The organism is Actinokineospora guangxiensis, assembly GCF_042657845.1.
Classification (GTDB): domain Bacteria; phylum Actinomycetota; class Actinomycetes; order Mycobacteriales; family Pseudonocardiaceae; genus Actinokineospora; species Actinokineospora guangxiensis.
Genome location: NZ_JBHSKF010000006.1, coordinates 371,210 through 396,479 on the forward strand (window position 1 = coordinate 371,210; position 25,270 = coordinate 396,479).

Annotated in this window: 19 protein-coding genes and 1 pseudogene; 12 read left to right on the forward strand and 8 right to left on the reverse strand. The window is 71.9% G+C overall.

Annotated elements, in window-relative coordinates:
• Positions 1-11 precede the first annotated feature (11 nt).
• Positions 12-776 (reverse strand): GAF and ANTAR domain-containing protein, encoded by a 765-nt coding sequence (locus ACFPM7_RS15855; RefSeq protein ID WP_378248376.1) that lies wholly within the window; start codon positions 774-776, stop codon positions 12-14.
• 65 nt (positions 777-841) lie between these two features.
• Positions 842-1,561, reverse strand: a complete 720-nt coding sequence (locus tag ACFPM7_RS15860) for a GAF domain-containing protein (protein WP_378248377.1) — start codon at positions 1,559-1,561, stop codon at positions 842-844.
• A gap of 364 nt (positions 1,562-1,925) precedes the next feature.
• On the opposite strand from ACFPM7_RS15860, the gene ACFPM7_RS15865 reads away from it, so the two are divergent.
• The 7 genes from ACFPM7_RS15865 to ACFPM7_RS15895 all read left to right on the forward strand — a co-directional run bounded on the left by ACFPM7_RS15865 (position 1,926) and on the right by ACFPM7_RS15895 (position 5,872).
• Complete coding sequence (locus ACFPM7_RS15865; RefSeq protein ID WP_378248406.1) at positions 1,926-2,426, forward strand: Asp23/Gls24 family envelope stress response protein; 501 nt, start codon at positions 1,926-1,928, stop codon at positions 2,424-2,426.
• Positions 2,423-2,788 (forward strand): hypothetical protein, encoded by a 366-nt coding sequence (locus tag ACFPM7_RS15870; protein ID WP_378248378.1) that lies wholly within the window; start codon positions 2,423-2,425, stop codon positions 2,786-2,788. The genes ACFPM7_RS15865 and ACFPM7_RS15870 overlap by 4 nt, the downstream gene beginning before the upstream one ends.
• Complete coding sequence (locus ACFPM7_RS15875; RefSeq protein ID WP_378248379.1) at positions 2,785-2,979, forward strand: hypothetical protein; 195 nt, start codon at positions 2,785-2,787, stop codon at positions 2,977-2,979. Before ACFPM7_RS15870 ends, ACFPM7_RS15875 begins: the two co-directional genes overlap by 4 nt.
• A complete protein-coding gene (locus tag ACFPM7_RS15880; RefSeq protein ID WP_378248380.1) occupies positions 2,976-3,290 on the forward strand; it encodes an Asp23/Gls24 family envelope stress response protein in 315 nt (104 codons plus the stop codon). The genes ACFPM7_RS15875 and ACFPM7_RS15880 overlap by 4 nt, the downstream gene beginning before the upstream one ends.
• A complete protein-coding gene (locus ACFPM7_RS15885; protein WP_378248381.1) occupies positions 3,287-3,820 on the forward strand; it encodes a DUF6286 domain-containing protein in 534 nt (177 codons plus the stop codon). Before ACFPM7_RS15880 ends, ACFPM7_RS15885 begins: the two co-directional genes overlap by 4 nt.
• Positions 3,821-3,825: 5 nt before the next feature.
• Positions 3,826-4,395 carry an alkaline shock response membrane anchor protein AmaP gene (locus ACFPM7_RS15890; RefSeq protein ID WP_378248382.1) on the forward strand — a complete coding sequence of 190 codons (570 nt, stop codon included), beginning with the start codon at positions 3,826-3,828 and terminating at the stop codon, positions 4,393-4,395.
• A 121-nt stretch (positions 4,396-4,516) separates the two neighbouring features.
• A complete protein-coding gene (locus ACFPM7_RS15895; protein WP_378248383.1) occupies positions 4,517-5,872 on the forward strand; it encodes a GAF domain-containing protein in 1,356 nt (451 codons plus the stop codon).
• An 11-nt stretch (positions 5,873-5,883) separates the two neighbouring features.
• Here the strand turns inward: ACFPM7_RS15895 and ACFPM7_RS15900 are convergent, their stop codons facing one another.
• A complete protein-coding gene (locus tag ACFPM7_RS15900; RefSeq protein WP_378248384.1) occupies positions 5,884-6,228 on the reverse strand; it encodes an RGCVC family protein in 345 nt (114 codons plus the stop codon).
• A gap of 332 nt (positions 6,229-6,560) precedes the next feature.
• On the opposite strand from ACFPM7_RS15900, the gene ACFPM7_RS15905 reads away from it, so the two are divergent.
• From ACFPM7_RS15905 to ACFPM7_RS15925, 5 genes are all read left to right on the forward strand, one after another.
• Complete coding sequence (locus ACFPM7_RS15905; RefSeq protein ID WP_378248385.1) at positions 6,561-7,007, forward strand: DUF5994 family protein; 447 nt, start codon at positions 6,561-6,563, stop codon at positions 7,005-7,007.
• 82 nt (positions 7,008-7,089) lie between these two features.
• On the forward strand, positions 7,090-7,668 hold the full coding sequence (locus ACFPM7_RS15910; RefSeq protein WP_378248386.1) for a GNAT family N-acetyltransferase: 579 nt from the start codon (positions 7,090-7,092) through the stop codon (positions 7,666-7,668).
• A 97-nt stretch (positions 7,669-7,765) separates the two neighbouring features.
• Positions 7,766-8,902, forward strand: coding sequence for a glycosyltransferase (locus ACFPM7_RS15915; RefSeq protein WP_378248387.1), 1,137 nt, complete (start codon positions 7,766-7,768; stop codon positions 8,900-8,902).
• The gene (locus ACFPM7_RS15920; RefSeq protein WP_378248388.1) at positions 8,899-9,909 is read left to right on the forward strand and encodes a hypothetical protein; all 1,011 of its coding nucleotides are present in this window, start codon (positions 8,899-8,901) and stop codon (positions 9,907-9,909) included. Before ACFPM7_RS15915 ends, ACFPM7_RS15920 begins: the two co-directional genes overlap by 4 nt.
• A complete protein-coding gene (locus ACFPM7_RS15925; RefSeq protein ID WP_378248389.1) occupies positions 9,906-11,375 on the forward strand; it encodes a glycoside hydrolase family 130 protein in 1,470 nt (489 codons plus the stop codon). The genes ACFPM7_RS15920 and ACFPM7_RS15925 overlap by 4 nt, the downstream gene beginning before the upstream one ends.
• A gap of 94 nt (positions 11,376-11,469) precedes the next feature.
• On the opposite strand, the gene ACFPM7_RS15930 is transcribed toward ACFPM7_RS15925, so the two are convergent.
• From ACFPM7_RS15930 to ACFPM7_RS15950, 5 genes and pseudogenes are all read right to left on the reverse strand, one after another.
• Positions 11,470-12,054, reverse strand: a complete 585-nt coding sequence (locus tag ACFPM7_RS15930; RefSeq protein WP_378248390.1) for a copper chaperone PCu(A)C domain-containing protein — start codon at positions 12,052-12,054, stop codon at positions 11,470-11,472.
• A gap of 1,663 nt (positions 12,055-13,717) precedes the next feature.
• Entirely contained in the window at positions 13,718-14,194 is a 477-nt protein-coding gene (locus tag ACFPM7_RS15935; RefSeq protein WP_378248391.1) for a hypothetical protein, read from the reverse strand.
• Positions 14,195-14,259: 65 nt separating this feature from the next.
• Positions 14,260-22,737: a SpvB/TcaC N-terminal domain-containing protein gene (locus tag ACFPM7_RS15940; protein ID WP_378248392.1), complete on the reverse strand. Its 8,478-nt coding sequence runs from the start codon at positions 22,735-22,737 to the stop codon at positions 14,260-14,262.
• Positions 22,738-23,511: 774 nt separating this feature from the next.
• Positions 23,512-24,711, reverse strand: a complete 1,200-nt coding sequence (locus tag ACFPM7_RS15945; protein WP_378248407.1) for an APC family permease — start codon at positions 24,709-24,711, stop codon at positions 23,512-23,514.
• A 231-nt stretch (positions 24,712-24,942) separates the two neighbouring features.
• Positions 24,943-25,270: pseudogene (locus tag ACFPM7_RS15950) on the reverse strand (hypothetical protein); the annotation flags it as partial.

Here is a 25,270-nt window from a genome sequence, read left to right on the forward strand (position 1 = left end):
GCGGGAGCGGTTCACCTCACCCGCGGTGGTGTGCGCCCGGGGGTGAGGATCAGGTGGGGGTCCAGGGTGAGGTCGACGATCTGGCGGGCGACATCGGCGAGTCGGGCGTTGTGACTGCGCCCGTGCGCGCGCAGCGCTTGGAACGCCTGGTCCATGTCGACCCCGCCCGCGTGGGCGAGCACGCCCTTGGCCTGCTCGATGAGCACGCGGCTGTTGAGCGCGGTCTGCAGCTGCTCGGTGAGGACCTCGCCGCGGTGGATGGCGCGCTCTTGGAGGATGCCGATCGTGGCGGTGTCGGCCAGCGCGCGCACGACCTGGGTGTCCTGCTCGCGCATGGGCCTCGGCTCGCTGTTGAACAGGTTGAGGGCGCCGATGGTGTCCCGCCGCAGCCTCAGCGGGATGGCGTGCACGGCGGCGAAGCCGTGGTCGAGCGCCCGCTCGGCGAACCGCGGCCAGCGGTCGGCGGAGGCGGCCAGGTCCGGGACGGACACCGGCTCGCCGGTGGCGAGGCAGTCCAGGCAGGGGCCTTCGTTGGTCTGGATCTGGAACAGCTCCAGCAGCCGGGTCTCCTCGGTCGAGGACGCGATCACCTGGAGCCCACCGCGCTGGTCGGAGAGCAGCAACCCGGCCGCGACGGCGTCGAGCAGGCTGACGCAGTAGCCGACGAGCTGGTGCAGAAGGTCGACGACGTCGTAGTCGTCGACCAAGGTGTCGGCCATCTGGACGAACGCGCCCACCAGCCGCGCCTCGCGCTCGGACGCCAGTATCTCCTCCACGGACGCGTTCCTCTCTTTGCTCGTCTCAGCGTAGAACTCTCAGGGCACGCGGACCGGACGACCGGTCACGGCGGGCCGAGGTCGGCGGGGCTGAGCCTGCGGTTCACCACGTCGTCGGCCACGTCGTCGACCAGGCGTCCCACGGAATAGGCGTACCCGCGCAGCCGGGCTAGCGCGTGCTCGGCGGGCACCCCGAACTCGGCGATCAGCATGCCCGTCGCCTGGTGCACCGTGGCGCTGCGCATCGGCGTGTCGGACCACGGCCCGTCCTTGTCCCCGAGGCGCAGACCGAGCAGCACCACCGTGGCGATGTCGACCAACCGCAGGGCGATGCCCACCTCCGTGGCGGTCAGCCAACCGGACGTGCGACGGTACATGTCCAGCGCGCCGATGCTGATGGCACCGCTGAGCAACGGGAAACCGAACAGGGCGCCGACCGGTTCCGCGGCGATCTCCGCGGCGAACACCGGCCACGCCGCCGTGCTGGAGTGCCGCAGGTCGGGGACCAGGACCGGCCGCCGCGCGTCGAACGCCTGGAAGCAGGGCCCCTCGCCGAGGCTGAACTGCAGCGCCTCGATCCGGGCGGCCACCTCGTCGCTGGCGTAGAGGCTCTCCCGCCCCGAGGTCCCGGTCATCACCGACACGGACACGCCATCGATGGGCAGCAGGTCGACGCAGGCCCGGCAGATCCGCTCCAGGGCCTCGACCCCGGTGCCGCCCGCCGACATCCCGCCGACCACGGATGCCCTGACCTGCTCGACGGCGTCACCGCGGGGGTCGGTCACCGACTGGGGGCTGACGACATGGACCGCACAACACCTCCGCCGCGCCACGCAAGTAATCCCTGAACGCAGCGGGGACAAGGCCCACGCACAAGGTCGATCACCGCGAACTGTACCGCACCCCCGACACCGCATCCCCACGCCTCAGGCGGTTTGACCCACCCGGCCGCGGGAATCCCCGACAAGACGGTCGCCCGAGACCCCGGTGCGCGCGAGAACCCGCGGGCCGGGCACGCGCTCTGCCGTCATCCACCGATGTCGTCGGCGCCGCGCGCGGGATTCCCGCGCGGGCCCGACACCTGAGGAGACCCGAGTGACCAGTCACATCGACAATGCCAAGCCGGACAACGCCAAGCCCGACAGCGCCATGACCGGTAGCGCCATGACCGACAACCCCCGAGCCGACAGGACGGGGATCGAGAGGAGCGCGGGCACGTCGGCGGCCGACTCCCGGGGAGCGTCGGCGCACGGCGGGTCTCTGGGCGCCACGACGATCGCCGACACCGTCGTGCAGAAGGTGGCGGGTCTGGCGACGCGTGAGGTGGCGGGAGTGCACGCCCTCGGCGGCGGCGCGTCGCGGGCCTTCGGCGCGCTCCGCGAGCGCATCCCCGGCGCCACGGCCTCGGCGGGCCAAGGCGTGTCGGTCGAGGTCGGCGAGCGGCAGACGGCCATCGATCTGCAGATCCTCGTCGAGTACGGGGTGCCGATCGCCGACCTGGCCCGGTCCGTGCGGCGCAACGTCGTCGGCGCGGTCGAGCGGATGACCGGGCTGGAGGTCGTCGAGGTGAACATCGCCGTCACGGACGTGCACATCCCCGGCGCCGACGACGCCGACGACGGCACCGCCGAATCGGGCCGCGTCCGATGACGGTGGCAGACCCGGTCGCCTTGGCCGCCCTGGTGGCCGCGCTTCCGCAGGTGGCGGGCCTGCACAGCGGCAGGTACGGCGAGATCACCACCCTGCTGCCCGGCCGCCGTGTTCTCGGCGTGCGGGTCCGCGACGACGACGTCACCATCGGCGTCGTGGCCCGCTATCCCGTGCCGGTCGCCGAGGTGGCGGCCGCCGTGCGCGCCGCGGTGGCCCCGGTGGCGGTGGACGTCTGGGTCGGCGACGTCTGCCTGGACCCGACCCAGAGCGGCCTGGTGGTCGGCGAGACCCCGATCGGGGAGACCGGGCAGAACCGCGCGGTGGACGCCTTGCGCATCCGGTTCCCGGCGAGGACGTCGTGACGGCCTCCGGCGGAGGCCTCGTCACCGGTCTCGCGCTCGGGTTCGCCGCCGCGTTCGGCGGGTTCGGCGCCTTCGCCATCGTGCTCGTGCTCGGCGCGCTCGGGCTCCTCGTCGGAGCCGCCGTGGACGGCAGGCTCGACCTCGCCGCGCTCACCGGTCGCGCCCGCCGCGCCCGCGGCGGCGGGCTGTGAGCCTCGACCCCGCCGAGCGCGGGACCCTCGCGATCAGCGAGACCGCCGTGGCGCGCATCGCCGCCCGCGCGGCCACCGAGGTCCACGGCGCCGGGGAGCCGCCCGGCCGCGGCTCCGGCGCCGCGGCCACGGTCCGCGGACCGGCCGCGGCGCTGCGGGTGCGCGCCTCGATCGACTACCCGCTGCCGGTGCGGGCGACGGTGGACGCCGTGCGGAGCCACCTCATCCGCCGCGTGGGAGACCTCACCGGGCTGACGGTGACCCAGGTTGACATCACGGTGTCCGCGCTGCGCACGCGGAGCGCCGGGTGACCCGCTCCCGCAGACGACTCGCCGCGGCGCTCACGGCGCTGGTCGTGCTCGTCGTCTGCGTTCTTACCGCCGTGGTCGCTCTGCGCGCGGCGCTCGGCGACGTACCCGCGGACGCCTACCGCGACATCGCCTCGACTCTGCGCGCGACCGCGTGGGACAGCGCGGTGCCCACCCTGGTGGGTGCGGTGGCCGCGGTTCTCGGCGTGGTGCTCTTGGCGGCGGCGGCGCTGCCCGGTTCCTCTCCCGTCGTGCCGCTGCGCGACAGCGGAGACGGGGTGCGGTGCTGGATTCGCCGCCGCGGCTACCGAGCTGATCTGCGCGACGCAGCGCGCGGGGTCGACGGGGTGTCGAAGGCCAGGGTCCGCGCCGGGACTGGCGACGTGCTGGCCTCGGTGCGCACCCGCCGGAGCGGCTCGGGCGAGCTGGGCACGGCTGTGCACGCCGCGGTCGAAGGCCGCCTCGGCCGCTGGGGACTGGCGATCGAGCCCGCTGTGCGCGTCCGCGTTCGCCGCGACAGGGCCGCGCGGTGAACCCCGTGGGTGTGCTCAACCGCACCGTCCTCGGCCTGCTCGGGTTCCTCCTCCTGGCCGCGGGGGCATTCGTCGTCTGCGCCCGCTTCGGCGTGCTTCCGCGGCCGCGGGCCGGCGAAGGGCTGGTCGCGGGAACGGGGCTGCCGCCGACCTGGGTGTGGTCGGTCGTGGCGGCGGCCGCGGTGGTCGTGGGGCTGCTGGCGCTGGGGTGGCTGGCAGCGCAGGTGCCGCGCGGGCCGAGGAGCCGGACGTGGCCGGTCGGCTCGTGGTCGGAGCACGGGCGCACGCACCTGACGACCGCGACGGCTCTGGCCCCGCTGCTCGAGGAGCTCCGCGGCTTCCCCGGTGTCCGGTCCGCGGGCGGGGATCTGCGCGGCGACCCGCCCGGCGTCCTGCTGGTCCTGTCGCTCGTCGTCGAGCGGACCTGCGACCCCGGCGAGGTCAGGGGAATGCTCGTCTCCCGGGCGCTGCCCCGCCTGCGCGGCGCCCTAGAGCTGGACGACCTGCCCACCGCGGTGGAGTTCCGCTTCGCCACGAGCACGCCCGGCCGCGGTCGCCGCGGGCGCGTCGTGTGACCGGGCAGGACACCCGTTTCGCGGTACTGCCCGCGCCGGGACGCGCTACAGTCATACCTCAGATTCAGCTCTGCTGACGTTGGCCCGGACCCCGCCGACGCACGATCGACGGGAGTCCTCCATGCCGGACGCGTTCCGGTCCGCAGACGCGGCCGACGGCTACGATTCCGACACCGGTGGCGCCCTCTGGCGCTCCGTGCTCGCCGACGCCGCGAGCAGGTACCGCGACTCGACCGCCGAGGGCGGGCTGCTCGGCGAGACCGCGACACCGCTGCCCGAGGCCGGGCACGGCTCCGAGCCCGACGCCGAGGCGCTGCTGCACCGGGCGGTCCGGTTCCGCGCCGAGGGCGGCGCGGCGGCGGTGACGACGGAGTCCGTGCTCGCCGACGCGCTGGCACTGGCGGTCGGGATGGCGAGGGAGTCCGCGCGGCGCGAGCGCTGGGCGCTGGCGGCGGCCTCCGCGAGCACCGGTGTGCTGAGCGGCAACGGGCAGCGCCCGCTGGAGCACGTGGCGCGCCACGCCGCTCGGGCCGCCTGCGCGGACTACGGCACGCTGACCCTGCTCGTCGCCCCCGGGCTGCTGGCGGTGCGGGCGGCGTGGGGGGCCGTGGAACCCACCCTGGTCGGCACCTGTCCGGACACGGCAGGCAGCGTCGCGGGCCGGGTGATCGGCTCCGGGAAACCGCTGCTGGCAGCCGAGTACCCGGACGCCCGCACGCTCGGGCCCGTGGCCGCCGTCCCGGTGCTGCGCCACGACAGGGTGATCGGCGCCCTCGTGGTCGGCCGGGCCGAGGGCGGACGACCGTTCACCCCGGCGGACCTGGACGAGCTGGGGCACTTCGCGACGCACACCGCGCCCGCCCTCGAAGCCGTGGGCTCGGGCGCGCTCCGCCGGGGGACCGCCGAGCGCGGGACCGAGGAGGCGATCGCCGAGGCGGCCGACCACGTGATCGGGGACCTGTTCACCGTCGGCCTCGGGCTGCAGGGGATCATCGCCACGACGGCGTCGCCGGTGCAGCGCGAGCGCCTGACCCGCTACCTCGACTCGACCTCGGCGATCATCACGCGCGTCCGGGAACTCCTCTCGACGGGCCCCGCCTCGCGCACGCACCCCGTCCCGCTGTCACTGCGCCTGCTCTCCACTGTGGACGCGGGTGAGCTGACCACCGGTCTGCACATCCGCGCGTCCATCGAGGGGAACGTCAACAGCGCGCCCGGCCACCTCGCGGACGAGGTGGTCACAGTGGTGCGCGACGCGCTGGCGACGGTCTCCCACGCCCAGTCGGTCAACCTGACCGTGAACTACGGCGCAGGCGGGTTCACCGTGGTCGTGGCGGACGACGGCCTGGCGACGCTCGGCCGCTCCCGGCTGGTGACGCGGCTGCGCGAGTGCGCCGAGAACCCGCGCGCGGCGCGCCAGGACCGGTGCGCCGAGGGCCGCAACCGCCTCACCTGGACCACGCGATCCCCGTGGTGAGCGGGGTGGGCTCAGTTCCTCGGCCGCTCGTCGCCGCCGCTGATCGGCCCCCTGGTCGAGTTGGAGTAGGTCATCCCGCCGGTGCTCGCCGAGCACAGGCACCGCCGCGTGCTGCCGCCCGCCGCCATCGCCGCGCAGAAGCGGAGCGCGACGGCGTCGTGGTCGGCGAGGGGGTGGGGGCAGGCTCGGCACCCGTCCGCCACGTCCTCGGCCGTCGGGATGTCCCCGGCGGGCAAGGGGTTCTGCGGCAAGGGGTTCTGCGGCAGCGGGGTCTGCGGCGACGGGTTCTGTGGCAACGGGCTCTGCGGCAACGGGCTCTGCGGCAACGGGTTCTGCGGCAACGGGTTCTGCGACATGGTGCGGCCTCTCGGTCGTCGAGCGGAGAGGTCACCGGGAGGATGCCTCCACGTCCTTGTCCCGGCACTGTCCACCGGGATCCATGGTTCGACACTACGCCCCCGCGGCGGGACCGCCCGCCCAACCCGAGTCCACTGAGGATGAACATCGTTCACCGCCACCACGGGCGGACGCGGCAGCGTACACTGCGGATACCGGAGGCGATCGAGCATTCCCGATTCACGGTTGCCGCCCTCGGCGAGTTGGCTACCCCGGCGCCCGCGGGCGTTCGGAGGCGGGAGTGCCCGAGATGACCTCGGACCAGCCCAGCACCGCACGATCACGAGTGGCGATGAAGCCCCGCGGGTCCACCCGCGGGCAGCTGGACGGCGGGTGGTGGCCCGCCTCCGACGACCTGGCAGCCGAGGCGCCCGCACTGGCGGGATCGCTGCGGGAGCAGGTCGGTGCGGTCAGCCGCATCTCTTACCACCTCGACGGTTGGCCGACGACGCGGCGCAAGCTCACCTCGGACGGGCGGTTGATCCGCCTGGAGGGCTTTCACTCCATGACGCGGGACACGATCGTGGTGATCGGTGCCGACGCGCGGAGGGTGACCTTGTTGCTGGTGCCCCACAGCACCCCGGGCGGCGTCGCCCGGGCGCTGCTGCGCTCCGCCGCGCGCCCGGAGTCCACCGACTCCGCCGAGGAGATCCTCACGGGCAACGGCCTGCAGATCCCGCGCGCCAGTCAGGCGAGGCAGCGCTGGGAAGCCGACGGCGGAAGCCTCGCAGTCAGATGACGCGGCGCGGACGCACCGTGCTGCTCCCACACGAGAGCGCGCTGCGGGAGATCGTCTCCGCGCTGCGGCGCGCGGTGGACAAGTGGACCACGAGATGACCCCGCGCCCGGACCGGCTCGCGCTGCGGGAGTGGCATGTGGACGACGCGGCGGCCGCGCTCTCGGTCTACAGCCACCCCGAGGTCGTGCGGTGGCTGATCCCGGACATGGACCGCGTTCCCGGCGTGGCCGCCATGCGGCTGCTGCTGCAGCAGTGGATCGCCGAGAGCACCCGGATCACCGCGAACGGCGGGCGGTGGGCTGTGTACCGCGTCGCCGACGGCCGGGTCGTCGGCGGCGCGGTGCTGCTGCCGCTGCCCCCCGGCGACGAGGACTGGGAGATCGGCTGGCAGCTGCACCCCGGGGTGTGGGGGCAGGGCCACGAGGAAGACTGCGCGTTCACCCTCGCCTCGCTGGCGTTCGAGCGCGGCCACTCCGAGGTGTTCGCCGTCGTGCGGCCCGGCAACACCTCCTCCGCGGCGGTGCGACGCAACGGCATGCACTGGGTCGGTGAGACCAGCAAGTACTTCGGCATCGACCTCCAGGTCTTCCGACTGCGCAAGGCCGACTTCGACAGGACGGCGCCTGAGGGGCACCAGCCCCCGACCTACGCCGACATCTGATCCGGCTCCGCCGGCCGCCCACGCCCGGTGATGAGCACTCCCCGTCGCGCCGCCCGACTCGGGCGCGCGTCACCGAACACTCCCCGAGAGGCCCCCGATGGCCCTGGCCTACGGCCACTTGAGCACCTACCCGCCCACCCAATGCGGCCTGGCCACCTTCGCGGCCGCGCTGAACCACCACATCGCCGCGAGCGCGCCGGACAGCCGCTCGCGCGTCGTGCGCGTGCTCGGCGACACCGAGCCCCGGATGGGCGCGGGCGGACGCCGCGGCGTCGCCCACGAGATGGAACCCGGCGGGGCCAGGGCCGCCGCGGCGGTGCTCGACCGCTGCGACGTCATCGTGGTCCAGCACGAGTACGGCATCTACTCCGGACAGGACGGCGACGACGTGCTCGCGGTGCTCGACCGCGTACGCGTGCCGGTGGTCGTGGTGCTGCACACGGTTCTGACCGCACCCACCCCCCATCAGCGCGAGGTGCTGGAACAGGTGGTCGACCGCGCCGCCGCCGTCGTCACCCTGTCCCTGTCCGCTCAGCAGCGGCTCCTCGCGGGCTACGCGGTGCGCAGACCGGAGTCGGTGGTCGTCATCCCGCACGGCGCTGTGCTCACCGACCGCTCCGATCGAATCGCCCGCGGCGGCAGGCGCCCTCTCGTGCTCACCTGGGGGCTGTTGAGCCCCGGCAAGGGGATCGAGTGGGGCATATCGGCGCTGCGCGAGCTCCGCGACCTGCGACCCCGCTACCTGGTCGCCGGGCAAACGCACCCCAAAGTGCTGGCGCGCGACGGCGAGGCGTACCGCAGGGGGCTGCGCGAGCGCGCCGCCGCCGAGGGCGTGGCCAACCTGGTCGAGTTCTCGTCGGGCTACCTGAGCGCCGGTGCGCTGGCCTCGTTGGTGTCACGGGCGGACGTCGTGCTGCTCCCCTACGACTCGACCGAGCAGGTGACCTCCGGCGTCTTGGCCGAGGCGTTGGCGGCGGGCCGCCCGGTCGTGGCGACGGCGTTCCCGCACGCGGCCGAGCTGCTGGCCGACGGCGTCGGGCTGCTGGTGCCCCGGCACGACGCGGCGGCCATCGCCTCGGCACTGCGCCGGGTGCTGACCGAGCCGGGGCTGGCGGGCGAGCTGGCCGACCGCGCGACCGCCGCGGCGGCGGGAACCGGCTGGCCCGCGGTGGCCGCGAGCTACCACAGTCTGGCCTGCGACGTCGTCGCCGCCCGGACGGGGGTCCCGGCATGAGCGGCCCGAGTTTCGCCCACCTGTACCGCCTCAGCGATGACACCGGGCTGTTCGAACACGCCCGGGGTCCGCTGCCGCTGCGCGAGCACGGCTACTGCCTGGACGACGTCGCCCGCGGCCTGGTCGTGCTGTGCCGCGAGCCCGCACCGGACGAGCGGAAGGTCGAAGCGGCCGAGAGGTACCTGGCTTTCACCGCGCACGCCCAGGCCGCCGACGGTCGCTTCCACAACAGGCTAGGCGCCGACCGCCGGTGGCGCGACGAGCCCGGCACCGGTGACTGGTGGGGCCGCGCCCTGTGGGGGTTGGGCACCGCGGCGGCGCGCGGCCCCCGCCCGTGGCTGCGGGCCGCGGCACTGGCCTGCTTCGACTCCGGTGCGCTCAGGCGGTCGACGTCGGTCCGCGCGATGGCTTTCGCCGCGCTCGGCGCCGCCGAGGTCGTGCGGGCCGTCCCCGGCCACCGCCAGGCCGCCGCGCTGCTGGCCGACGCCGCCGCGGCGGTAGGACGGCCGCGACCAGACCAGGGGTGGCCGTGGCCGGAGAAGCGGCTCTTCTACGCCAACGCCGTCCTGCCCGAGGTGCTCATCGCCGCGGGTCACCTGCTGCACGACGAGAGCGTCCGCGACGACGGCCTGCGGCTGCTGCGCTGGCTGCTCGACGTCGAGACCAGCGCCGTGCGGCTCTCGCCGACCGCGGCGGGCGGGTGGGGTCCCGGCGAGCCGCGCCCGGCGTTCGCCCAGCAGCCCATCGAGGTCGCGGCGCTGGCCGACGCGTGCACCCGCGCCGAGCAGGTCACCGACGACCGGGAGTGGTCGACGCACACCTACCGCGCCGTGGCGTGGTTCCACGGCGACAACGACCTCGGGCTCCCGCTGCTGGACCCGGAGACCGGAGGCGGGCGCGACGGCCTGGAGCGCGACGGGTGCAGCCGCAACCAGGGCGCGGAGTCGACGCTGGCGCTCATCTCCACCTTGCAGCACGCGCGCCTCCCGGTGGGGAGCAGCCGGTGAGCCCGGCACTTCGGCGGTCGGCGGCGCGGTTGCGCCCCGACCCGAGCCGGGTCATCGCCAGGATGTTCATCCCCGGAGAGGAGCGCCCGGAGCACGACTCCCGCTCGGCCGCGGTGATCAATCGGGTCTTGGCCCTCGACGAGGCGACCGTCGGCACCGCGCTGGCCGCCACCGTGCGGAGCTTCGCGGGCAGGCACCGGAACCTGCGCCGCGTCTTCGCCGAGCACTACGCCAGCGTCGGCCACCGCGTGGCGGACGGGACCGGGCTCTCCGAGGACCGCGAGCAGTTGATCGGCGCCTACTTCACCCACGAGTACGCGGTGGAGGGCGCCGCGCTCTGCAACCCGTCGATGGTCCCGGCCCCCGACCAGTCCGGGGTCCCGCCCGGTTCCCTGCGCGCCGTGATGAGCGTGCGCGGGATCGGGGAGGGGCACCAGTCGTCGGTGGGCTTCCGCACGGCGACGCTCGACGCGGACGGCGCCGTCGCGGTGGACCCGGCACCGCCCCTGGCGGTCACCGGCGATCGGCGCCCGGCGGTCCACCACAAGAGCACCTTCACCGGCAAGCTCACCGACCTGGGCGACGACGACGAGGTCTCGGCCGTGCTGAACCGCTACCTGCCTGAGCGCTTCACCGATGACGAGTTGGAGAGCCTGCTCGCGGGCCTGCACCCCGGGCTGCTCGCCCGCCGGGAAACCCACCGCACCGTCGAGCTGATCCGCTGGATCGCCGCCTGCGCCTACACCTCGGAGTTCGCCGAGGGCACCGCGCTCGGCGAACGGGTCCTGTGGCCGAGCGCACCGGCTGAGCGGCAGGGCATCGAGGACGCGCGGTTCGTCCGCTTCACCGACAGCGGCACCAGCACCTACTACGCGACCTACACCGCCTACGACGGCTCCAACGCCGCGCCGCACCTGGTGCAGACCGATGACTTTCGCACCTTCCACTTCTCCCCCACCGCGGGAGTGGCCGCGCGCAACAAGGGCATGGCGCTGTTCCCCCGGCGGATCGGCGGGCGCTACGCGGCGCTGACCCGCGGCGACGGCGAGCGCACCTTCCTCGCCACCTCCGAGGACCTCGGGGTGTGGGGGTCGCCCGTGCCGGTGCACGCCCCCGCCGCGGACTGGGAGCTCGTCCAAGTCGGCAACTGCGGCTCGCCGTTGGAAACCCCGCGGGGCTGGCTCGTGCTGACCCACGGTGTCGGCCCGATGCGGGTGTACTCGATGGGCGCCATGCTGCTCGACATCGATCACCCCGACCGCGTGCTGGCCGCGCTGCCCAGACCGCTGCTCACCTCCGACCCGGCCGAACGCGACGGCTACGTGCCCAACGTCGTCTACTCCTGCGGTGGCCTGCTGCACGCGGGCAACGTCGTGATCCCGCACGGCATCGCTGACGCGTCCATCGGCGTGTTCTCGGTGCCGCTGACCGAACTCCTGGACGCCATGCTGCCGGTACGCCGGTGACGGCTGAGCCACCACGCGGACAGCGTGCGGTGGCCCGAGGCGAACCAGACCCCCAGGCGGGCCAAGTTTCCGTAGACATGCGCGTCTTGCTCCGTCAGCACAACGTCGCGAGCACCCGCGGCACTTGGGTGCTCGCCCTGTCACGGTCGCACGTCGCAGGCGTACTCGAAGGTCGTGGGCGGGGGCGATCGATGGCGACCATGGCCTCGACGCTGATCTCGCCCGACTCAGCGAAGGTGAAGGTCATGTCGGTCGTCGTGCCCGCGGTGGTGAGCTCGGTAATGTGGCGGAAGGTGACGTAGCAGGGCTGGTGACGTCCTTCTTCCGGCGGGCCGACATCGAAGCCCGTGGTGCAGCCTGGCAGCGGGGTCTCCGAGACCGGCTCGGCAGTGCCGTCGCAGCCCACGTCCCAGTGCAGAACCGCCTCTTGCGCGTCGACAGCGCTCACCCCGGTCAGTCGATCGACCTCATCGTCGTTGTTGACCATGGTGAAGCGGACGACGACGTCATCTCCAGAGGCGTAGCGGTCGTCAGCGGGCGGCTGCAAGTGAACGTTGAGCACCTGCACCTGCCCTGATCGGCCGTTGTCCCCGAGCGTGCCCAGGTCGTCGTTCGGTCGCGGCCCGTCACCGCACCCAGCGACGGCCAGCAGTCCTATCGTGGCGAATCCCTTCAACACTCGTTCCATGTTGACAGCTCTATCCGCCAACTGCGGAACGCGAGCACGTCGCAGTGGTTTCGCAAAGAACCAGCCGCACCACCTCCATGAAAGTACGACGCGGTGACTTCGATGCTCGCCGGCAGGCCAGTGCGGGTCAGCGGCCGGGGATTCGCGGTCGACGCCGCCGTCCGCGTCCATGTGTCCGACGGCGGCCCTCTGGACTACGAGCCGACCGTCAGCGTGCGCAGAGGTCGGTCGGGGTTCGCCGCCCGCCTGGGCGGTGATGCGGAAGGCGCAGAGGTCGTAGCCGTTGCGCAGCAGCGTGGTGGTGATGCCCGCGATCTCTCTACCGGCGGCATCCGCTCGTCGGCAGATGAGAACGTTCGAGTGACGCGCAACTTGGCAAGAGCGGATGTTGAACGACGTTCAGCGAGTTCTGCGTGCGTGGGAACACGCTGTAGGCCGCGGTGGGCCGGAGAGCCCCGATCGGCCGGCCGGGACCGCAACAAGACCTCGGACAGGAGCAAACAGCCCGAGCCAGCGGACCATGACCATGTCAACGAGTGCCTGTTTCACTATGACGGCCTCTGCCCACGGCGACCCCGGATCCGTAATGCCTGGGGCAACCGACATGGTGAGCGGTAGCTCGCGAATGCCGCAACCCCGAAAAGGGACCCGGGAGAACGTCACACGCGGGTCGCCCGCCGGATCGGGGTAGCTGCGCCTATGCAGCTTCCACGGCCGCGAGCAGCAAAAATCATTCAGATACAGGGAAACCAACCCAGCAAAGTAGCGAAAGAGAAAGCCGCTACTTGAGCCACCCAACTGCGCCCAGATAGAGGTTGGGCCCGCACCGTGTGCGGGCCCAACGGACGTTCTACGCGCCTACCTCGAAGCAAACCTGCTGGTAGAGGGGTTGGGCGGAGAGTTCAACTCGGGCCTCGGACACCGGCACTAACCCTACGCACAGGGCGGATGGTCACATCGACCGTCCGCCCTTCGGCGTTGTAGACCATCTCAAGGTCAATCTCCTCGTACATCTCCTGTAGCGTCGCCGGGTCCGCCCGGTGGAGCTTTCGACCGACATCCCCGAGATAGTCGACCATCGCATCGATCTCAGCCTGGCCGAATGACCGGCCCACCGGAGCACGCCTCAACTCCGCCTCTGCAGCGTCCTTCTCTTCCTGGGCCCGGTTGATTCCCCCGGGTTGGCACCTGCCTCGATCGCCGCTTGCAAGCGCGTGGTCACGTCAGCAAGTCGCCGCCGCACCGGATCGAGATTCTCGGCCTGCGCTGTCGTCTCTTCCGTTGCCAGTAGCGCGCGCACAGTGGCATCCCGGTTCGCCGGTGCCAACAATCCTCCGATCCACTCGTTCAACCGCTCGGTCACTGCGGCCTCGGGCAGGTAGACGTCCAACCAGCACGCTCAAGCCATGACGCGTTGTCGGTCAGGTCAGCGATGCCTGCCATGCAGCCAGCAGGCGCGGCTCAACGCAGTATGAGCCGTCACTGTGGATGTTGGTCACCTCACCCGCTACGAGCATCGCCACTCGCCCAAGCGCGATCCACAAGACCGGCTTGCTCTCAAAGAACCGGAGAAGCGGGAGTGTCACCATCCCCGGTGGGTTGCTCCGAGTGAGAGCGAGATGACTCCGGTGGAAGGGCAGACGACCAGCCCGCCCTAGAACACCGCAGTGAAGTCGGTTCCGTGCAGGTCGGCTGCCGCGGCGGCGATGTCCTCGGAGACGAAGAGGGGGCCGTGCGGAAGTTGGGGGACGGTGAAGACCGGGGCCGTGATCTTCTCCGGGCGGAAGGCGTAGGAGTCCACGGCCAGCACGGTGCCGTCGTCGAAGCGGATGATCTCGGAGGCCTCTTCGTCGAGGGCGTCGATTTCGGTCAGGGCATGGTAGAGGGTCAGGTCTGCGGTGGGGCAGGACAGGGGGAGGAACTCGCCCCACTCCTCTAGCAGTGGGGTCAGGGTCGACACCGCGGCCGGGCGGAGCACGAGGACGTGCTCGCCCAGCCACGGGAGGTCGGCACGGGTCCGTTTCTGCCCGTCGTCCTGCGTGCTCAGCAGGTTGACCCGCACCGGCTGCCAGTGCGGCAGCCGGGGGGTCGCACCCAGGCTCCTGATGAGCTCGTGATCGGTGTCGTGCACCGGGATCGCCCATTCGGAGCCTGGGTGGACCTGCGGTTGGAAGAGCCTCACTCATTGCCTCCGGGTCACGGGAAACCGCCGGACAGCAGGCGCTGCCTGATGTGGCCCAGGGACTGGATCACCTGTTGGCGGTTCTGCGCCCGGCCGATCAGGGCGTTCACCGCAGCGTAGTACCGGTCGGTGTGCACGGTGGAGTGAACCGCGGCCCCGCCCGCGTTGGCCGAACTCAGGTTGGACGGGAGGAAGACGCCGTTGGCCGCGTCGTCGAGGGCGATGCCGAAGCGCTGGAGCACCGCTCGTGCCGCCGAGGCCCGGGCGTCACCGCCCGCGACGATGTGGTGGGCGGCGGTCTGCGCGGGCCGGGAGTACCCGGCGCGGACCAGGTTCTGCCCGAGCAGGCGCGAGGAGTACGGCATCTGGGCGACGACCCGCGGCGCGGTGGCGGTGACCGCCCTGGGCGCCTGGGCCATGGCCGAGGTGCCCATCGAGCCCACCACCGAGATGCCCGCGTCGACCAGGTCGGCGTTCTCCCGGCTCACCCCCGCCGCCTGGATCGCCTGGCTGGTCAGCGAGCTCTCCTGCTCGCCGGTCCAGAGCTGGCGCAGGCCGGTGGCGGTGACGTCGGCGCCGTGCACGACGACCACGCCGCCCGCGACCGCGCCGACACCGGTCCACGAGGTGGCAGCGCCGCCCGCCGCGCCCGCCGCCATCTCCAGCACGCCGCCGACGACCTTGAGCCCTCCCATCACCCGGTTCCACGTGCTGGCGCCGGTCGGGTCGGTCAGGCGCACCGGGTTGTTGTTGGCGAAGGTGTAGGAGGCGAGGTTGAACGGCTGGAACACGCCGTTGTTCGGTTCACCGTCGAGGTAGCTGTCCAGGGCCGGGTCCGGGCTCTGCCACTGGGCGGTCTTCGGGTTGTAGTACCGGGCGCCGTGGTAGTAGAGCCCGGTCTCCTCGTCGAGTTCCTTGCCGCCGAACTGGTAGGGCACCGGTGTCGGCTGGGCGGGGTTCTCGTCCACCCACGTCTCGCCGAAGGCGAAGTACTCCAGGTGCTCGGTCAGGATCGCCCGCTCGTCGGTCACGAAGGACGAGGAGCCCAGGTGGTCGGCGTGGAAGAAGAACTGGTGGTTCTCGTAGCTGGTGTCGGGCTTGACCGTCTTGGTCGCCAGCCGGGTGTCGCCGATCCAGATGTGCTTGAAGCCGGTGCCGTTGCGCTCGCTGAAGTTCTGGTTCGGGTAGATGTGCTTCGGGCCCGCGTCCTTGACGACCCGATTGCCCTTGTCGTCGTAGACGTAGCGGACCGTCGCGGGCTGTTGCGGGGCGACGCAGGTGCTCGGGTCTTGGGCCACCGTGCGGTTGCGCGAGTGGTCCTGGTTGCAGGCGAGGCGGTTCTCCTCGTCCCAGACCAGCTGCCTGCGCTTGCCCGGCGCGGGCGGCTCGGTGTTGACGGTGTCGACGAGGTTGCCGTTGGCGTCGAACGCCTGGTTGACCGGGCCGACCTTGCTCGCCGCGTGCGGCTTGGCCGAGCCGTAGGTGTAGTCGTAGTCGTAGGTGGTCTTCTTCTGCACCTGGGCGTTGCCCGTCGTGGTGCCCGCTTCGAGCGTTTCCTGCAGCGGTTCCTCGGCTGGCTCCTCGACCGGCCCGACAGGGGCCAGCGCCGGGTCGACCAGGGTGCCTGCGGTCGGGTCGGCGTAGACCGTCCCGGTGGAGGTGTCGGCGGGCGGGACCGTCTGCGCGTTGTTGACGATCTCGTGTCGCTGGTTCTTCAGCGTGACGTTGTGGAGGGTGTCGTACCGCAAGGTCAGCGACTGCCGGTCCAGCTTGTTCTGCTTGTTGCGGTACTCGCCGGAAGCCGCCGTCAGCTGGTAGAGGTCGTCGTAGGTGAAGGACTGCACGCTCGGCCCGCCGATGGGCTTGCCGTGCGGCAGCGCGACGGCGTTGCGGACCTGCCGGACGTTGCCGACCTTGTCGTAGGTGTACGACAGGTTCTGGAACTCGTGCCCGTCCGGCAGCGCCGACTTGAGCGTCGCCAGTTGGCGGTCGGCGGGGTCGTAGGCGTAGCTGGTCCGCACCCCGGTGCCGGTCACCTGGAAGGAGCGCTGGCCGAACTTGTCGTAGTCGAGCCGGTGCAGGTAGGTGTAGTCGAAGTCGCCCTTGCGCCCGGTCGCGCGGTGGACCTGGCCGCCGGTGTCGTACTCGTAGGTGAGCACTTCGCCGTCCGGGTAGGTCATGCGCATGACCCGGTTGAACGAGTCGTGGGCGTAGGAGGTGGTGTAGGTCCGGGCGGGTCCGTTGATCGCGGTGACCGTGCGGGTCTCCCGGACGAGCTCGCCCAGCGGGCCGTAAGCCCGGGCGACGGTGCCCGCCGCGTCGCGGACGGTCGCGATGCGGTTGGCCGTGCCGTCGGCCGCGCCGGGGGCGCCGTAGGTGTAGGCGATGTTGTTGCCGGTGAAGGTCGGGTACCGGATGGCGGTGACCCTGGTGAAGTCGTAGTCGTACTCGACGGCCTTGCCCGCCGACCGCAGCACCGCCGTCACCTTGGCGATGACGTTGCCCGCGAGGTCGTAGCGCGTCTCCGTGCGCCCGGCGTCGGGGCTGTCCACCACGGTCCTGCGACCGAGGTTGTCGTAGGCCGAGGCCGTGGTGTTGCCGCGGTCGTCGACCGCCGCGGTGATCTGGCGCAGCGGGTCGTGGGTGTAGCTGGTCCAGATGACCGGCTGGCCCGCGACGGCGTTGAACTCCTTCACCGCGGTCGTGAGGCCGCGGACGTCGGTGTAGGTCCGCCGCTGCTTGCCGTTGGCGTCGGTGGCGACGACCTCGAACTGGGTGCGGCCCGCGCGGTCGGCGCCGAAGCCGTGCGCGCTGGTCGAGGCGGTGCCGTCCGGGATCACCGTGCGGGTGACGCGGTCGAGCACGTCGAAGCTCTGCCGTGTCGGTGCCACGGTGTCGAAGGAGCCGTTGAAGGCCAGGTTGTCGCCCTTGGGCTCGGTCACCGGGTAGTAGTGCTCCACCCCGCGGCCGACGAAGTCGTACACCGAGCGGCCGGAGACGGTCATGACCTCCACCGGGTCCGCGCCGGGCGCGGTGACCACCGAGGCGTCCTTCTTGGTCTGGAGTGTGCGCTTCAGACCGTCGGCGTAGGTGATCGTGTCGATGGTGTCGGCGATCGGGCCGTCCGCGGTGCGGTCGGCGTGCCGGGTGAGCGCGTAAGGGACCGGCGCCTCCGGGTGGTACTCGAAGTCGATCGTGACCCGGTCCTCCGGCAACTCGTACGGACCGGTCACCGCGTCGACGCGGCCGATGGCGTCGTAGGCGCTGACCACCCGCTGCCCGGCGAAGTCGGTCTCGCTGGTGGGCAGGCCGAATCGCAGGTCGTACATCGTGCTCGACCGGTAGCCGAAGCTGTCGGTGATCGTCTCCACGTGGGTGGCGACCACGGTCTCGTAGGTGTAGTCCAGCTTGTAGCGCTGCCCGTTCTTGTTGGCGGGCTCGGTCACCGAGGCGAGGGTCCCGTTCGGGAAGTACGCCATGTCGGTGGTCGCGGCGCTGCCGTCGGCGAGGAACTCGCGCACCCTCGTGGTGTTGGCGCTCGCGCAGTCCACGAGGGCCTCGCTGCGGCGCATGAGCGCCCCGGCGCCGCGGACCTCGCTGGCCACCGGCAGGCCGACGATGTGCGCGGCAGCGCAGGCCGGGTCGGTTCCGCTGTAGCTGACGCGCGTCTCCTGGTCGTCGGCGGTGCCGCTGTCGGCCGCGTCGAGCGTGCGGATGGCGTTGCCGTAGCCGTCGTACTCGTTCTCCACGAACGAGGTCTTGCCGACCGCGGTTTGGCCCTCGTAGAAGTTGCGGTCGGTCCTGACCAGCATCGGGAACACCGTTGCCGTGGCGCTGGCCGCGTCGGCCGCGTCACCGGTGGCGACATCGCGCAGGCGGTAGGTGTTGACCGTTTCCAGGAACTTGCGGCCCGCGCCGTCGGCGGTGAGCGAGCGGGTGAGCAGGCCGCGGGTGTAGACGCTGTCGGTGCGGTACTCGTCGGTCGCGGTGCGGTAGACCGCGTCGTCCGCGCCCCGGTCGCGCTGCTCGGCGACGACCCGGCCGTAGCCGAGGAACTCGCGCTCGAAGCGGTCGTGCTTGCCCTCGGAGTAGCGGAAGGTGGTGAGCTGGACGTCCTGGCCGTCGCCGGGGTGCCCGTCGTGCAGGGCGCTGCGGGACAGGACCCACCGCGACTCCGGCGCGTCGGCGGTGTTGCCGTCGCGGGTGTAGTCGAGGTCGATCTTGCCGCCCATCGGGCGGCGCACGGTCTTGAGCAGGTTGGTGCGGCCGGTGCGGTTCTCCGCCACCAGCAGCTGGTCGTCCTTCGTGGACTTGACGTGGTCGGCGTAGCCGTCGCCGTTGACGTCGCGCAGCGCGATCTCGGTGCGCCCGACCCCGGCGGACACGTCGGCTCCGGGGTTGAACACGATGCAGCCGAACACGAAGCAGAACCCGAAGGTGAAGTAGGCCCCGCCGCCCACGGAGGCGTTGGCGTCGGCGTTGACCCCGGGCAGCGCGCCGCGGAACGGCGTGCGCGGGGCGAACCCGCTGCCGGTGTTGACCGCCACCGAGAGCCCGCCGCCCTCGGCGAAGACCCGGTCCATCAGGCCGTCGCCGGTGAGGTCCATCAGCGTGGCGTCGGTCGAGGACTCCCCCACCGAGGCCGACACGCCGCCGGCGAAGCCGTAGTAGTCGGTGTTGAAGCCCAGGTTGACGCCGGTGTTCTCGGTCTCGCCCGCGTTCAGCGGTCCGCCGGGCCACGGCTCGCGCGCGGCGAAGGAGTAGCCGAGGTTCAACGCGGCGTCGCCGTTGTCGTAGACCTTGTCGGGCAGGCCGTCGCCGTTGATGTCGATGAGGTCGTGCGCGGCGTCGGACTCGCCGCCGCCGAGGCTGCCGCCGACGCCCAGCGCGGGCATCTCGGTGCCCGCCTTCGCCGAGTTGGCGTTGGTGCCGCCGGTGGGCGCGTCCTGGCCGCGGGCGCTGGAGCTGGTGCGCGCCGGGCTGCCCGCGTTGGCGGAGACGCTGTAGGCCAGGGACTCCGAGCGGCGGACCTCGCCGCCGACGCTGCCCCGGGTGCTGCCGAGGCCGCCGACCATGTCGGAGTACTGCACGCCGGCGGCGCCGACGACGTCGGGGAAGCGATCGCCGTTGAGGTCGAGGAAGTCGACTTGGCCCTCGCTGCGCCCCTTGGCCAGGCTGCCGCCCGCGCCGATGGGAACACCGGGCAGGCTCGCGCCGAAGGTCGTCGACACCTGCTGGGTGCGCGCCCGGCGGGCGACCCCGGTGGCGCCTGCGAGGTCGGCGTCGGTGGTCACGTCGATGGTGTCGGAGCCCAGCCGCGAACTCGCCGCGGACGCGGGCCCGACCCAGGTGTTGTCGTCGGCGCCCGCCCAGCGGTTCTGCGCGGGCATGGGGGCGAAGACGACGATCTTCGGCGTCTCGACGGTCGGGTTCTCGGTGAACCCGGGCACGTCGTCCTCGGTGGGGCCCTCGGGCAACGAGTCGCGGAAGTCCTCGTCGATGACCAGGTCCGCTTCGTTGACCGGTGCGGTCGCCCGCGCCCGGTTGCCCTGGTAGCCGATGGCCGCCCACCCGCGGTACGGCTGGGCGAACGCGCTCTGCTCCGCCGCCGCGTGCAGCGCGCTCGGCACGGGCGCCCCGTCGACCTCGACCGACTGGCCGGTGAGCGCGCCCAGCAGGGTCGGGTCGGTGGTGGCGAAGTCGAAGAACAGCTCGTCGCCCGCGGTCGCGGGGACGTTCACCGCCCCGATCGGGGGCACCACGCCGTCGACCACATCGATCACGCGCTTGGCCAGCAGCGCGCCCCGCTTCTTCGCGGTGAACACCACCCGCGCGTCGACCGGGCGACCGCCGAAGTCGAAGGCGAGCGCGGGCTGCGCGCTGACGGTGCCGGTGGCGGTCGCCGTGTGGTGGCCCTGCGGGCCGGTCAGCGTCGAGGCCGGGTAGATGTCCATCTCGAACGGTGGGGCGATGGCCAGCGTCGGGTCGCCGTTCTCGTCCACCACGGAGTCCACGCCCTCCGCTGCGGTGTAGTGCGCGCGCGGCACCCAGCGCACGGCGCCCGCGTCGATGGGCGAGTCGACCTTCAGCCGCCAGGTGAGCCGGTCGCCCGCGGTCACCGGGATCTCCAGGTCGACCGCGGCTGTGCCGCCGGTCGCGGCCGGCAGCGCGCGGGTGAGGGCGTCGGTGCCGTTGCGGCTGACGACGACGGTGACGTCGTCAGTGGTGGGGCCGGTCTTGACCACGTCACCGGTCAGGCGCAGGGTGCCGGTCAGCGGGGCGACGACCACCGACGGGCGGCCCGCCAGGGTGAAGTCGCGCGAGGCCAGGTAGCGGTGGTTGTCCAGGCCGTTGACGTCCTGGGTCGCGGGCAGGCCGGTGTAGGTGACCTCCGGGTCCCAGGCGACCTGGTCGTACCTGCCGTCGAGCACGGACTGCACCCGGAAGTACAGGGCGTCACCGCGCTGGACGGCGATCGAGTCGACCCCGCTCGGGGCGAACTCGATGTGGTCGTCGGGTCCGATCCGCTGCGACCACAGCTCGTCGCCCTCGTGCTGGATCGCCACGCGGACGCCGTCGGCCTTGGTGTAGGCCGCCCGCTCGGGGCTCGCGTCCTCGACGAGCGCGACCCGGCCGCCGACCCGGACGGTGCCCGCGTGCGGCGCGATCCACCTGCGGATGCCGTCGAGCAGCGGGAACTGGTCCACCTGCCGCTCGAACTCCGCGGTCTGGTCGCCGACGATGGGGCCGGACACCGCGCCGGAGCCGATCGGCGCGGGGGTCTCGGCGCTGTTGGCGGTGTAGACCGGGTTGCCCTGGGCGTCGAGGCGACCGAACAGCACACCGCCGTTGTTCACCAGGTCGGTGATGCCGTCGCCGTTGACGTCGGCGAGGTAGCGGTCGGACGTGGTCGTGGTGGAAACGTAGTCCAACTGGGCGGCCACACCGAAGTAGGACTCCACGCCGACGGTGGTGGAACGGGTGCGCTCGCTGGAGATCGCGGGCAACGACGGCAGCCGCACAGGGGTGTCGCCGAAGCGCGGCTGCCCGCCGGGGCCGGACAGGTTGGGGCGGTAGTAGACGCCCCCGCCGGAGCGGAAAACCTTGTCCGGCAGGTTGTCGCCGTTGACATCGGCGAGGGCGAGCAGGCCGTCCGCAGAACCCGCGTTGTAGCCGACCTTCACACCGGCGGAGTTGGACTTGCTGGGCGAGGTCGGGTTGTAGCCGACGTACAGGTGCCCGCCCACACCGGTCGAGGTGGTCGAGGCGAGCGCGCTGGCGTCGCCGTAGCCGCGCAGGCCCTGGCTGAGGCCGTCGTCCGGGATGTTCCAGCCCGTGGTGGTGCCGAAGGCGTCGTAGCCGCCCGCTTCGTCTCGGATGTCGTCGAAGTAGTCGAAGGTGTGAGTGGTGAAGCGGGCGTTGTCCGCGCCGATCTGCGACACCGACGCCAGCAGTGTCTTGGAGAACGCGCCGATCCGGTACTCCAGCTCGTAGGCGCGAACCAGCTGGTCGTCGAGGCGGACCTCGACCCGGCGCAGCAGGTCGGCGGTGACCTTCTTGAAGCCGTAGCGCGCATCGATGGCCACGTCGGGCCTGCGGGACTCGCCGCGCTCGCGGTCGGTCTGGAAGGTGACCGAGTACCGGCCCTCGGTGGTGCCGTTGCCGGTGTAGGTGATGCGGTCGGGATAGAGGTTGACTCCCGGCACGGCGCCGCCGGGCACACCCGGGTCGGAGACCTTGGCGTGCTGGTACCGGATGAAGTTGTCATTGGTGTCGCGGGTCTCGGCCAGCGCCCACACAGCCCGGTTGCCCTCGACGTCAGCCAGCGTCGAAGCGTCGTCGCGGCCGTAGACGTGTCGGGTGCCGTTCTTCTCGGTGATCTCCCACCAGTAGTTGGCGGGCGCGTCGCCGTGGCGGACGATGCGGCGGAACTTGCCCTCGACGCGGGTATGAAACACCTTCTCCGCCGCCCGCGGTTTGGGCACGCCGCGATGCGCGACGGGCGTCAGCTGCTCGCCGTCGAGCAGGTAGGTCTCGGTCTCCAGGGCCGGGTCGTAGCGCGGCACACCCCACCGGGTGTCGAGCGAGATCATCGGCGCGGCCAGTTCCCAGCCGACACCGGTCCAGCTGCCCGCGGACCCGGAGTTGTAGGCCAACGCCACCGCGGGCTGCAGACCCGCCCGCCCGGGCGGCACCTCGATCGGATAGCCCAACCGGGCCTGCCCCTGGTTGTTCGCCGCGGGCGCCTCGATCAGCGCCACCCCCGCCCCGGGCTCCCCCGCCTTGAGGTCCTTGATCCGGTTCGGGTCGAAGAGCTGGCCCTCCGGGTACTCCGGCACCTCCACCCCGGACCCGCCGGACGCCGCCCCGGACACCAGCCCGATCCCCGGCGTCGTCACCCCGGTCGCGATCAGCAGGAAGATCAACCCGAGGACGAGCGCGCTGCGCCGGGCCCGCCCGGGCGAACGTCGAAGTGGGACCCAGGCGAACATCGGCGCTCCTCGTGGTCGGCTCCAGACCGTCAATCGCACCCCGGAGCCCGCCGGTTACCGACCCATCGGCCCAACCCGCAGGCGCACACAACCACCGAGAGTCGTCACGCCGAACCCGACACCGCCCGAACGCTGCTGCCACCTCCTGACTGACCATGCCGTTCCCAGGGTTGTCACCTGCGGCGAAGGAGCGGACAGCTCACATTGGTCCGTCGCGACAGGACCGAACGGGCGGCCACCGATCAGGTGATCGGTCTATGGATAGGCCGACCTACGCCGGGCGCCGCGCCGTGACGGATCAAGCAGGGTCGAGGTCCGCGATCCGACCCGGACGGGCTCGTTGCGGCGCCACTGGACGAGGCCAGCAGGGAGGACCGCACCAACGCCCTGGCTGCCCCTCGTCGGCCGCCTTGGCAACGGTCGCGCCGCACGAGTGCCACCACGTGGCAACACCTGATCTACTTGCTGGAGCTTCGAGGACTCCCTTCTGGCCGTCCGAGCCACTGCTGAGAGCCGGGGCGCACATGGTCAGCTGTTCTCAGCTCTGACACACGCGCCGGAAGCACGTCCGCTTGCTTGTCAGCAGTGGTCGGGGCAAGGACTACTACCGCCCCCCCGGCGTCGAGTTGTCGAGTTCGTGAACGAAGGCAGCTAGGTCTACCCCGGCATCCGCTACCTCGGCTGACCACTCGACGACAGGTGGGGGCCCTCATCGTCGAGATGGAAGCCGGCAGGTGTCCGTGGCCGCCCGCCAGAGGCCACCAGCAATCCAGGTCACCGCCGCATTGCCGTGCCTCGACGCCTGAGAATGATGAGTCGACCGGTAATGCCCGCCGCGACCACGGCGACGCCGGTCAGGGCGGATTGCCAGGGAAGTGTGGCTGCCAGGGTCAGGCAGCCGAGCAGACCGAGAACGCTGAGGGCCCGCACTCCCCTCTTGCCGGGGGATGGCAGGGTGAAAGCGGCGGCGTTGGCGATCGCGTAGTACAGCAGGACGCCGAAAGACGAGAACCCGATCACCTCGCGCAGGTCGCCGACCGCGACTGCGGCGCAGATGACAACGGCGAGCGCCACCTCAGCCCGGTGAGGCACGTCGTACCGCGGGTGCACGGCCGAGAGCCAAGCCGGCAGGTCCCGATGACGCGACATGGCCAAGCAGGTGCGCCCGACACCGGTGAGCAGCGCCAGCAGCGCCCCGAGAGAGGCAAGCGCCGCGCCGACCCCGACGACCGGGGCGAGACCACCGACCCCGGCGGCCTCCGCCGCAGCGACCAGCGGCGCGGTCGCCGCGGCGAGGTCCTGCGGTCCCGCTGCCAGTAGCGCGGTGACACCGACCGCGATGTAGACGACGACAGTGATCGACAGCGCGATGAGGATCGCGCGGGGGATGGTCCTGCGCGGGTCGCGGACCTCCTCCCCCAAAGTGGCCACCCGCGCATAACCGGCGAAAGCGAAGAACAACAGGCCAGCGGCCTGCAAGACACCGTAGACACCATCGTGCCCGTCCCACCGGAGATTGTCCGCGGTGGTGGCGCCGGTGACGGTGATGGCGACGACCAGCACGGCCAAGGCGACGAGACTCGCGGTGACCAGGACCTTGGCGAGCGCCGCTGTCCTGGTTACCCCGCGGTAGTTCACCGCGGCCAGCCCGATCACCGCGGCGACGGCCACCGCCCGACGCAGCCACTCCGGCCCGGGCACCGCGTAGGTGGCGAAGGTGAGCGCCATCGCAGCGCAGGACGCCGTCTTCCCGACGACGAACGCCCACCCCGCGACGAACCCCCACCACGGACCCAACCGCTCGCGGCCGTAGATGTAAGTGCCACCCGAGGTCGGGTAGACCGCGGCCAGGCTCGCCGAGGCGATGGCGTTGCAGTAGGCGATGACGGCCGCGATCACCAGCCCGACCAGCAGACCAGCGCCCGCGGCGCGGGCGGCGGGACCGAACACGGCGAAGACACCCGCCCCGACCATAGAGCTGAGCCCGATCACCACCGCGTCGCCACGACCGAGCTTGCGCACCAGCCGAGCCTCGTCCACTGCGGACCCCGTTCCAGTGCTCGATCGTTGTCGTTGAGCCGAAACTATCCTCCAGGCCCCCTGGCAGGGGGGCAACCGAGGGTGCGTTACCGCACACCCGGCGCACAGCATCTTCGTTGTCCGACTTCGGGCTCATCAGGGCGTGCGGTGCGCTCGCGCGTGAGCTCACCGCACTTCTGCCGGGATCCACGACATGGCCGGGCACGGCCTCCAGGTTCGCACTCTGCGTTCGTAGCGCCGGTAGTCGAACACGACCACGACGTCGCGGCGACGAACACCTGCGAGCAGGCTCGCGCGCTCCACCTTGAGGTCAGGCAGGAACCGGACATCGTCGCGCAACTGCATCAGGTGAAGGCCGAGGTACTGCGCGAGGACCAGGATGATCGGGGTCATCAGGGGCAGGGTCACGCGGGTCATCGCGAACCACGGGGAGCCGCCTTCGAGCGCGATCGCCTCGTGCAGTGTCGGCGGGATGGCGGTGCGGGCGGCGAGG

Excerpts from the sequence above, each read along its gene's own strand:
- ACFPM7_RS15865 (WP_378248406.1), top strand. The coding sequence starts at position 1,926 with ATGACCGGTAGCGCCATGACCGACAACCCCCGAGCCGACAGGACGGGG.
- ACFPM7_RS15870 (WP_378248378.1), top strand. The coding sequence starts at position 2,423 with ATGACGGTGGCAGACCCGGTCGCCTTGGCCGCCCTGGTGGCCGCGCTT.
- ACFPM7_RS15895 (WP_378248383.1), top strand. The coding sequence starts at position 4,517 with ATGCCGGACGCGTTCCGGTCCGCAGACGCGGCCGACGGCTACGATTCC.
- ACFPM7_RS15900 (WP_378248384.1), bottom strand. The coding sequence starts at position 6,228 with ATGTCGCAGAACCCGTTGCCGCAGAACCCGTTGCCGCAGAGCCCGTTG.
- ACFPM7_RS15905 (WP_378248385.1), top strand. The coding sequence starts at position 6,561 with ATGAAGCCCCGCGGGTCCACCCGCGGGCAGCTGGACGGCGGGTGGTGG.
- ACFPM7_RS15915 (WP_378248387.1), top strand. The coding sequence starts at position 7,766 with ATGGCCCTGGCCTACGGCCACTTGAGCACCTACCCGCCCACCCAATGC.
- ACFPM7_RS15920 (WP_378248388.1), top strand. The coding sequence starts at position 8,899 with ATGAGCGGCCCGAGTTTCGCCCACCTGTACCGCCTCAGCGATGACACC.
- ACFPM7_RS15940 (WP_378248392.1), bottom strand. The coding sequence starts at position 22,737 with ATGTTCGCCTGGGTCCCACTTCGACGTTCGCCCGGGCGGGCCCGGCGC.
- ACFPM7_RS15945 (WP_378248407.1), bottom strand. The coding sequence starts at position 24,711 with ATGGTCGGGGCGGGTGTCTTCGCCGTGTTCGGTCCCGCCGCCCGCGCC.